Raw genomic sequence first — 9356 nt, forward strand, 5'->3', positions numbered from 1 at the left:
CCCCCACGGCCGAAGGCTGGGGGAGAGTTGGCCCCCTGCGCGCCCCTGCCCCCGCCCCCACAACGCACGCAATGCGAACCGTGCGTCAGCACGCACCCCACGCCGAGCACACCCCGGCCATCCCCCTTGCATACCCCCACCCCCTCACGCACAGTCCCGTCACCGACGGTCCGCCACAAGACGCCCCGCAACCAGGCAGATCACGTTCCTTTCTGATCAATATCTGCTCAGGAATCGATACTTGATCGGGCATGAATTCGTAACGGACCAGAAGTAATCGATGATTTGAGCAACTGGGTGTAGCGCTGCCTGTACGAAGCGTTATTCTCCTCAGACGCAAACCGGTACCCACGCGTCCCTACGACGGGTGAACGGTCCCGCACTGCACGTGATGGAAGCTCTGCCTCTGGGAGTCCCGTGTACCCACACGTCGGGGTTGACGCCTCGGGCCTGGCTACGCTGCGTACGACACTCGTCGACCACCTGCGCAGTTTTGTCCCCACCGCGATCGCCGTCCCCGCATTCGCCACAGCCACCCCCGCCGGTCCCTGCTACGCCCTGGCCGACGGAAGCACCACCACCGTCACCAAGACCGGCGGCAGAACCCGCCGCGGCGCGGGCACGCCCGCCGCCCGGCGTCCCGCCGACAGCGACAGCCGCCGCATGATGGACCTCGTCGAGCGCGCCCAGGCCGGCGAGGCGGACGCGTTCGGCCGGCTCTACGACCAGTACGCCGACACGGTCTACCGCTACATCTACTACCGGGTGGGCGGCCGGGCCACGGCCGAGGACCTGACCAGCGAGACGTTCCTGCGCGCCCTGCGCCGCATCGGCACTTTCACCTGGCAGGGCCGCGACTTCGGCGCCTGGCTGGTCACGATCGCCCGCAACCTGGTCGCCGACCACTTCAAGTCGTCGCGCTTCCGCCTGGAGGTCACCACCGGTGAGATGCTCGACGCCAACGAGGTCGAACGCAGCCCCGAGGACTCGGTGCTGGAGTCCCTGTCCAACGCGGCACTGCTGGAGGCGGTCCGCAAGCTCAACCCGCAGCAGCAGGAGTGCGTGACGCTGCGCTTCCTCCAGGGCCTGTCGGTCGCGGAGACCGCGCGGGTCATGGGGAAGAACGAGGGCGCCATCAAGACGCTGCAGTACCGCGCCGTACGGACCCTGGCGCGGCTGCTCCCGGACGACGCCCGCTGACCGCCGCCACGGCGCACGGGCCCGGGTCCGTGCCGCCTGCCGTGCCCCGGTTGCCACCCGCGTCCCCGTGCCCACTGCGCTTCCGCCTGCCTCACCGCCCCGGGCCGTCCGCACCGGCCCGCCGCCAGGACTAACGCTTGGACCACCGCCCCGATCGCCTGAATCTCCCGGACCGATGTTGACGGCCACGCCTTCCGTACGCCCTCGCGCGCACCGCCCGCGCCCGCTGACACGCCCGGCGTCGGTCACCGCGGTGATCGACCGGGAGTGTCCGTTCGTGACCGTTCGGTCAGATCATCGTGAGTGCGTAACCCAAGTGCCGCGGCGCTCGTTGTGCAGAACGCAGGCTCCCCGCGGTCACGCCATGCCCGCACCCTCTCACTCGATCGAGTGGATGCGAACAGGGCGTGCAACCTTCCGGCCCGTCTGGATAGTCAAGCCAGTCCGGGGAGTCGAGCGGGATGACGAGAGGAGGTGCCGCCCGTGATCGCGAACGTATCGGTGCACCGGCGGGCTAACGCCTTCGCCCAGGCCCTGGAGGATCAGGTCCTTCCGGGCGCGGCGGCCGAGGACGAGGTCGGCACACCGGCGGAAGCGTGCGGAGAAACAAGGCTGTTGGCGGTCGCCGGCACCCTCGGAGAACTCCCCAAGCCGGAGTTGGACCCCGAGGTCAAGACCGTCCACCGGGCCCAGCTCATCGCGGCGATGGAGGCGGCCTTCGCCGAAGGCGCCGCGTCCGACGGCTCACGGGTGCCGCAGCAGCGCGGGACGCGCGGCGCGCACCGCGCGGCGAAGTCTCTGGGACGGCTGCGCCCCCGGTCACGGCTGTCGAAGGGGCTCGCGGCGGGCGGCCTGACGGTGGGCGTCGCGGCCGGCGCCTTCAGCGGCGTCGCCGCCGCCAGCTCCGACGCGCTCCCCGGCGACTCCCTGTACCCCCTCAAGCGGGGCATGGAGGACCTGAAGCTCAACCTGGCGGACGACGTGTCCGACCGCGGCCGCCTCTTCCTCGACCAGGCGTCCACCCGCATGTTCGAGGCCCACCGCCTCATGGAGCGCGTCCGCTCCGGCCCCCTCGACCACGAGTCGCTCGGCGAGATCCGCAAGGCGCTGTCCGGCGTCAAGCAGGACGCCGGCGAGGGCCACCGCCTCCTCCACGAGGAGTACGAGCGCGACGGCTCCCTCGGCCCCATCCAGACGCTGAACTCCTTCACCAAGTCGCACCGCGACAGCTGGACCCGGCTGCGCGACCGCCTGCCGGCCCAGCTCACAGACGTACGCGACGAGGTCAGCTCGGTCTTCGACGCCATAGACGAAGAGGTCGGCCCGCTGCGCTCCCTGCTGCCCAAGCACCCGGGCGGCGAGAGCCGGCACGAGAAGGCCCCCGAGGCACCCGCGCCGGGCAGCAGCACCCAGGGCCGTACGGATCACCCGTCACCGTCCGGGAAGAGCGCCTCCTCGTCCGGCGAGGCCGACGGCTCGCGCACGCCGCAGCACCCGCCGGCCTCGTCCCCGTCCCACGAGGACGAGGGTCTGCTCGGCGGCAGCACGGGCGGCCTGCTCGACCCGCCCGCCGACTCCGGCACCCCGGAACCGGACGGCAAGGGCACCGGCAAGGGCAAGGGCAAGGAGACGCCGCACGAGCCCGACGTCACCATCCCGCCGCTGCTCCCCGGGCTGCTGCCGGACATCGGCCTCGACGGCAAGAACCCGCTGGGCTGACCCGCCCGCGTCGGGCCGCCACCCGACGCTCCGACGCCCCGGTGCCACCACACGGCGCCGGGGCGTCGCGTGCGCTCCACGGCAACGGTCCGTACCGAGTGGCCCGTACCGCGCGGCCCTACCGCCCCTGCCCGCCGGGCGGCACCGTCAGAAGAACACCGACCGCCGCTGCACCAGCAGCTTGTACAGGGTGTGCTGGATCGTCTCCCGCACCTGGTCCGTCAGGTTGAACATCAGCATCGGGTCGTCCGCCGCCTCCGCCGGATAGCCGTCCGTCGGGATCGGCTCCCCGAACTGGATCGTCCACTTCGTCGGCAGCGGCACCAGCCCCAGCGGCCCCAGCCACGGGAAGGTCGGCGTCAGCGGGAAGTACGGGAAACCCAGCACCCGCGCCAGCGTCTTGGCATCCCCGATCTTCGGGTAGATCTCCTCGGCGCCCACGATCGAGCACGGCACGATCGGCACCCCGGCCCGCAGCGCGGTGGAGACGAAGCCGCCGCGCCCGAACCGTTGGAGCTTGTAGCGGTCCGCGAAGGGCTTGCCGATGCCCTTGAAGCCCTCCGGCATCACCCCGACGACCTCGCCACGTTCCAGCAGCCGCTGGGCGTCCTCGGCGCAGGCGAGCGTGTGACCGGCCTTGCGCGCCAGCTCGTTGATCACCGGCAGGACGAAGACCAGGTCGGCCGCGAGCAGCCGCAGGTGCCGGCCGGCGGGGTGGTGGTCGTGCACCGCGACCTGGAGCATCAGCCCGTCCAGGGGCAGCGTCCCGGAGTGGTTGGCGACGATCAGCGCGCCGCCGTCCGCCGGGATGTTCTCGACGCCCTTCACCTCGACCCGGAAGTACTTCTCGTACAGGGGCCGCAGCACCGACATCAGGACCTGGTCGGTCAGCTCCGCGTCGTAACCGAAGTCGTCGACCTCGTACTCGCCGGTGAGCCGCCGGCGCAGGAAGCGCAGGCCGCCGGCGATCCGCTGTTCCAGGGACTCCCCCGGCGCCCCCTGCGGCCCGCCCGCCGCCTGGTCCCGCCCGCCCTGCCGCCGCGGCTCCGGTACGGGCGCCAGCGACGAACGGCGGCCTCCGCGGCCCGGCCGCTTGGTCTTCCTGCGGGACCGGGGCTCCTCGCCGAAGGGAATGACCTTGGCGTCCGCCATCGTGGGTGAACTCCTCACTGGGTCGGGCCGCTGCGTGCGGGCAGCACGGCGGCGAGCCGGTCGACGGTACGGGCGAGGACCTCGGGCGGCAGCAGCCCGGGCCCACGGCTGCGGGCGAACTCCGCGAAGGACTCCGCCGTCGTGTATTTCGGGTGAAACCCCAGTGTCTCGCGCATCTGGGTCGTCTGGACGACCCGGCCGTGCGTGAGCATCCGGATCTGCTCCGGCGAGAAGTCGGTGATGCCGACCGAGCGCAGCGCGGAGCCGGCCCAGATGACGGTCGGCAGGAACAGCGGCAGCGTGGGCCGGCCGAGCCGCCGGGAGCACTGGGAGAGCAGCAGCGCGCCGTCCCCCGCGATGTTGAACGTGCCGCTGTTGAGCGTGCCGCGGCGCGGCTTGCCGGAGGCCAGGCACAGCGCCTCGATCGCGTCGTCCTCGTGGACGAACTGCAACCGCGGGTCGTAGCCCAGGACCGTGGGCAGGACGGGCAGCGAGAAGTACTCGGCGAGCGGCGAGTCGGCGCACGTCCCGAGGATGTTGGCGAAGCGCAGGACGCACACCGCCACGTCGGGCCGGCGCCGGGCGAAGCCGCGTACGTACCCCTCGACCTCGACCGCGTCCTTCGCGAAGCCGCCGCTGGGCAGCGACTTCGGCGGCGTGGTCTCGGTGAAGACCGCGGGGTCGCGGGGTGCGGAGCCGTACACACTGGCGCTGGACTTCACCACCAGCCGTTTGACGTTGGGCGCTTTCTGGCAGGCACCGAGGAGCTGCATGGTGCCGATGACGTTGGTCTCCTTGACCGTCGCCCGGCTGCCGCGGCCGCCCAGCGGCGTGCCGTTGATGTCCATGTGGACCACGGTGTCCACATTGGTCTCTGCCAGCACCCTGGCAATGGCCGGATGCCGGATGTCGGCCTTGAGGAAATCGGCGCCGCCCAAGGGGTGCTCGGGCTCCACGGCATCGACTCCGATCACCCGGCCGACGTCGGGGTCGCGCTGAATGCGTCGTACGAACCGGCCCCCCAGTTGCCGTGCGACTCCAGTGACGAGCACGACCTTTCCCAAGATCAGCCCTTCCTTCCCGCCCTTTGTCCCTCGCGTGAGCCGAGCTGTGCGGCCACGCTATCGGGTCGTTGTTGCGCTGTGATGACCGCGGGATGCGCTGAGCTACATTTCAAGCCTTGGCCCGAGCTTTGCCCGCCCCGTCGGCCGACTTTTCCGCGTGGCCGGAGCCGTGCTCCCCCACGGGCCGTACTTTCGAGAAACTCCGCCGGCCTGGAACACCTCGCCCGACCGGTGACGCCATCCGGGTATCGGCCGCCCGCTCCGCGCCCCCTCGGGTGCACCGCAAAACGGCGCCCAAACGCACCGCAGCCCCCCACCGCGTACTGCGGTGAGAGGCTGTGGAATCGCGATCAGCGTTGCTTACTTCTTGTTGCGACGCTGAACACGGGTGCGCTTGAGCAGCTTGCGGTGCTTCTTCTTGGCCATCCGCTTGCGCCGCTTCTTGATAACAGAGCCCACGACTACCCTCGCTCACTTCGTATCACTCGGTGCGGGGCGTCCGAGCCCACACTACCTACATCGGGCCAGCCTACCCGCCGTCGAGCCTACGGCGTAATCCGAGGGTCACCTTGAGCCCGTCAGGCCGATTCCACCCCCACATAGGACTCACGGAGGTAGTCGTGAACCGCTTGCTCCGGGACCCGGAACGACCTCCCCACTCGGATCGCGGGCAGATGACCGCTGTGCACCAAGCGGTACACGGTCATCTTCGACACTCGCATCACCGTGGCGACTTCCGCCACGGTCAGGAACACGACCTCGTTGAGAGGCCTTTGGTCTGCAGCCATGACACACCTGAACCTTCCGCACATGACGGGCACCGGCTTCCCCTCCGGTGACTCCCCGTCGCTGTGCGCTCACTCCCCAGGTTAGGGGCGGGTGATGCGAGTGGGGAAGAGGAGCAGCGATCGGCCGCCTACTGTGACAGACACGCTCGATTGAGTACATAGCGAGTAAGCGGTCGGTAGTAATCAGACCGCACAGCGTCATCAAGCGGAACTACGGCGGACACCCGCCCCTCGGCCTGTCCGACGAACAGCGCGGGATCGTCCGTATCCGCCAGGCCGATGGCCTCAAAGCCCAGCTGACCTGCTCCGCAGACCCATCCGTGGTCACCGATCACCAGCTCGGGAAGGGGTCCGCCGGCGTCTGCCGCGGCGTCGAGGGCGGTACGAACCGGGAGGGGGGAGTGCGTGTGCACACCCGGCTCACCGGCGGTGCGCCGCACGCCCGGTTCGCGCATCAGCGCGACTCCCCGTACGTAGTCAAGGTTGTACGTGCGTACCCCGAATCGGGTCGCTATGTCGACACAGTGGCCATACGCCGGGGTGAGAAGGGGGCATCCCGCCGCCGACAGGGCGTCTGCCAGGCCGCCGTAGAAGCCCAGCAGCCGGTGCGGGTGGCCCGTTCCGATCAGTACCGGAGCGTGCCGGGCGGCCGCCGCGCCGAGCCGGTCGGCGAAGGCGTCGAGCCCCACCAGCGTACGGTGCGGATCGATCACATCTGGGCCGGAAGTATGTCCAGGGTCGGCCGAAACTCCACACTGCTCAGCCATCACCTGAAGAACTTCTGCCACAGACCAGTCGTTCTCGGGCTCCAGGCCGATCAGTACGCGCGGGTCGCCGGCCGCGAAGAGACGGTAGCGGGTCAGGCTCTTCTCCCTGGAGGTCGCGATCGTCCCCGCGAGCCGCGCCCTGACCACATGCGACTTCAGCGCTTCGGCCGCCGCCGCCCCGTCCGTGCCCGCACCGGTGCCCCACACGGCTCCCATGCTGACGCCCAGGCTTCCGGTCCATGCCCGAACCGCCCAGTAGTCACACATCCGGGCGTATTGGGCCCGAAGTGCGGCTTCGCCCCGAAGCACGTCCCCTCCGGGTTCGGGCGGACCTGGCGCTATGGCGGGAGCCTGGGCGTCCTGCGACAGCCGTCTGGGCGCCACGGCAGCGATCCTTGCGCCTGGCGAGAGCGCTCCGTGCGCCTTAGGGGAGCGTTCCGTGCACCCGGCGGGAAGATCCGTGCGTCTTGGCGGAAAGGTTCCGTGTGCCTTACGGCAGCAGCCCGTGTGCGGGGAACACCGCCCGGCGCGTCGCCAGGATCGCCTGGTCCAGGCGGTCGGCCGGGTCGTAACCGGCGCTGACGAAGTCGCGCCAGCCCGCCCCGCGTCCGTCCGTCATCCGGTGCGGCCCGCCCTGGCGCGTGCGCCGGTAGACCTCGTGCCGCCACTCCTCCGGCACCGCGGACGTGGGCTCGATCGGGCGCCCCGCCGCGATCGCCACCAGGTGGGTCCAGGTACGGGGTACGACGTCCACCACCGCGTAACCGCCGCCTCCCAGCGCGATCCACCGGCCGTCGGCCGTCTCGTGCGCCAGGTCGTGGCAGGCCGCCGCCACCGCCCGCTGCGCGTCCAGGCTCACCGCCAGGTGCGCGAGCGGGTCCTCGAAGTGGGTGTCGGCCCCGTGCTGGGTGACGAGGACGTCGGGCCGGAACGTGTCCAGCAGTTCCGGCACCACCGCGTGGAAGGCCCGCAGCCACCCCTCGTCGCCGGTACCGGCCGGCAGCGCCACGTTCACCGCGCTGCCCACGGCTCCGCGCCCGCCGGTCTCCTCCGGCCAGCCGGTGCGCGGAAAGAGCGTCCGGGGGTGTTCGTGCAGGGAGACCGTCAGGACCCGCGGGTCGTCCCAGAAGGCGGCCTGCACACCGTCCCCGTGGTGCACGTCCACATCCACGTACGCGACGCGCTCGGCGCCCAGCTCCAGCAGTCGCGCGACGGCCAGCGCCGCGTCGTTGTAGATGCAGAACCCCGCCGCGCCGCCGGGCATCGCGTGGTGGAGACCGCCCGCGAAGTTGACCGCGTGCAGGGCCTCGCCGCGCCACACCGCCTCAGCGGCCCCTACTGATTGCCCCGCGATCAGGGCCGACGCCTCGTGCATCCCGGCGAACGCCGGATCGTCCTCGGTGCCGAGCCCGTACACGGGGTCCGCGGCCTTCGGGTCGGCCGATGCCTTCCGTACGGCGTCGATGTAGTCCTCGCGGTGCACGAGCCGCAGCGTGGAGGTCCCGGCGGCCTTCGCGGCCACGACTTCCACCGCGTCAGGCCCCCGGTCGAGTCCGTACGCCTCCACCAACCGCATGGTCAGCGCGAGCCGGACCGGGTCCATCGGATGGCCGGGCCCGAAGTCGTAGCCCGTTACTGCCTCGTCCCACATCAGCTGTGCACGGCCGCTCATGCCCGTCACCGTATCCGAGCTCCGGAAAGGTGTACCCGGCCGTCCCCTTGCCGGGAGGCGGGTGCTCGGGTAGCCGCCTCCGGTTACGCGAGCAGCTCCGGCAGTTCCGCCATGCTCGCGAAGAGCCCGGTGACCTCGGCGGCGGCGGTGAGCTTCGCCGCCGGCGTCATGGCCGTGAAGCCGTACACGTCCATGCCGGCGGCGACGGCGGCCTGGACGCCGAGCGGGCTGTCCTCGACCACCGCGCAGCGCTCGGGCGCCACACCCATCTCACGGGCCGCGTGGAGGAAGAGGTCGGGGGCCGGCTTGCCCTTGCCGACGTCCTGCGAGCTGAAGATCCATTCCTCCTCGAACCACTCGTCGAGGCCGGTCTTGCGGTGTCCGACGCGAATCCGCTCGTGGCTGCCGGAGGAGGCCACGCAGTACGGCGTCCCGTCCGCCGTCAGCTTGCCCAGCACCTCGTCCACGCCGGCGACCGGCTCCAGCTCCCGCTCGAAAGCTTCGAAGACGCGCGCGTGCAGCGTGGTCTCGAAGTCCTCGGGGAGGAGCTGCCCGGTCCGCTCCTTGACGAGGTCGTGCACCCGGTGCACCGCGGCGCCCATGTAGTCGCGCAGCGATTCCTCGTACGAGGTGGGATGGCCGAGTTCGGTGAGGTAACCGGCAAGGATGGTGTTGGAAAGGGGCTCGCTGTCGACGAGCACACCGTCGTTGTCGAAGATGATGAGGTCATAACGCATCCTTCGAGCCTAAACGCCATGCCCGGAAGGGCCGAAAATCGTGCGATGCCCGATCTCACCTTTTCCGGGACTCACCTGTTCCGGAGCCCGCCAAAGCTCCGCTGGAACGCAAAAAAGCTCCGGTCCCTGAACCAGAGGTTCAGGGACCGGAGCTGAAAAATTGTTCGGCGGCGTCCTACTCTCCCACAGGGTCCCCCCTGCAGTACCATCGGCGCTGAAAGGCTTAGCTTCCGGGTTCGAAATGTAACCGGGCGTTT

9 protein-coding genes and 1 rRNA gene are annotated in these 9356 nt (G+C 70.4%); 2 read left to right on the top strand and 8 right to left on the bottom strand.

Going from position 1 to position 9356, the window contains the following annotated elements; genetic code table 11:
- Nucleotides 1-417: 417 nt before the first annotated feature.
- Nucleotides 418-1200, top strand: a complete 783-nt coding sequence (locus ACZ4QV_RS11495) for an ECF subfamily RNA polymerase sigma factor, BldN family (RefSeq protein WP_361148874.1) — start codon at nt 418-420, stop codon at nt 1198-1200.
- A 483-nt stretch (nt 1201-1683) separates the two neighbouring features.
- Nucleotides 1684-2919 (top strand): DUF5667 domain-containing protein, encoded by a 1236-nt coding sequence (locus ACZ4QV_RS11500; protein ID WP_361584071.1) that lies wholly within the window; start codon nt 1684-1686, stop codon nt 2917-2919.
- 147 nt (nt 2920-3066) lie between these two features.
- Here the strand turns inward: ACZ4QV_RS11500 and ACZ4QV_RS11505 are convergent, their stop codons facing one another.
- From ACZ4QV_RS11505 to rrf, 8 genes are all read right to left on the bottom strand, one after another.
- Nucleotides 3067-4071 (bottom strand): lysophospholipid acyltransferase family protein, encoded by a 1005-nt coding sequence (locus ACZ4QV_RS11505; protein WP_361148870.1) that lies wholly within the window; start codon nt 4069-4071, stop codon nt 3067-3069.
- Between the two features lie 14 nt (nt 4072-4085).
- The gene (locus ACZ4QV_RS11510) at nt 4086-5135 is read right to left on the bottom strand and encodes an NAD-dependent epimerase/dehydratase family protein (protein ID WP_467762806.1); all 1050 of its coding nucleotides are present in this window, start codon (nt 5133-5135) and stop codon (nt 4086-4088) included.
- 360 nt (nt 5136-5495) lie between these two features.
- Entirely contained in the window at nt 5496-5594 is a 99-nt protein-coding gene (locus tag ACZ4QV_RS11515) for a 30S ribosomal protein bS22 (RefSeq protein ID WP_003948845.1), read from the bottom strand.
- Between the two features lie 119 nt (nt 5595-5713).
- A complete protein-coding gene (locus ACZ4QV_RS11520) occupies nt 5714-5923 on the bottom strand; it encodes a helix-turn-helix domain-containing protein (RefSeq protein WP_014144137.1) in 210 nt (69 codons plus the stop codon).
- A gap of 128 nt (nt 5924-6051) precedes the next feature.
- Nucleotides 6052-6906: a phosphatase gene (locus ACZ4QV_RS11525; protein ID WP_361148865.1), complete on the bottom strand. Its 855-nt coding sequence runs from the start codon at nt 6904-6906 to the stop codon at nt 6052-6054.
- 274 nt (nt 6907-7180) lie between these two features.
- Nucleotides 7181-8362, bottom strand: coding sequence for an acetoin utilization protein AcuC (locus ACZ4QV_RS11530; protein ID WP_361148863.1), 1182 nt, complete (start codon nt 8360-8362; stop codon nt 7181-7183).
- Between the two features lie 83 nt (nt 8363-8445).
- Nucleotides 8446-9099 carry an HAD family hydrolase gene (locus tag ACZ4QV_RS11535; protein WP_361148861.1) on the bottom strand — a complete coding sequence of 218 codons (654 nt, stop codon included), beginning with the start codon at nt 9097-9099 and terminating at the stop codon, nt 8446-8448.
- Between the two features lie 162 nt (nt 9100-9261).
- Nucleotides 9262-9356, bottom strand: a 5S ribosomal RNA gene (gene rrf, locus ACZ4QV_RS11540); the annotation flags it as partial.

This window comes from Streptomyces sp. NPDC026394, assembly GCF_055567735.1.

What these genes read in the sequence shown, in the direction of transcription:
- ACZ4QV_RS11505 (WP_361148870.1), bottom strand. Translation starts at nt 4,071, where the DNA reads ATGGCGGACGCCAAGGTCATTCCCTTCGGCGAGGAGCCCCGGTCCCGC.
- ACZ4QV_RS11520 (WP_014144137.1), bottom strand. Translation starts at nt 5,923, where the DNA reads ATGGCTGCAGACCAAAGGCCTCTCAACGAGGTCGTGTTCCTGACCGTG.
- ACZ4QV_RS11525 (WP_361148865.1), bottom strand. Translation starts at nt 6,906, where the DNA reads ATGGGAGCCGTGTGGGGCACCGGTGCGGGCACGGACGGGGCGGCGGCG.
- ACZ4QV_RS11530 (WP_361148863.1), bottom strand. Translation starts at nt 8,362, where the DNA reads ATGAGCGGCCGTGCACAGCTGATGTGGGACGAGGCAGTAACGGGCTAC.
- ACZ4QV_RS11535 (WP_361148861.1), bottom strand. Translation starts at nt 9,099, where the DNA reads ATGCGTTATGACCTCATCATCTTCGACAACGACGGTGTGCTCGTCGAC.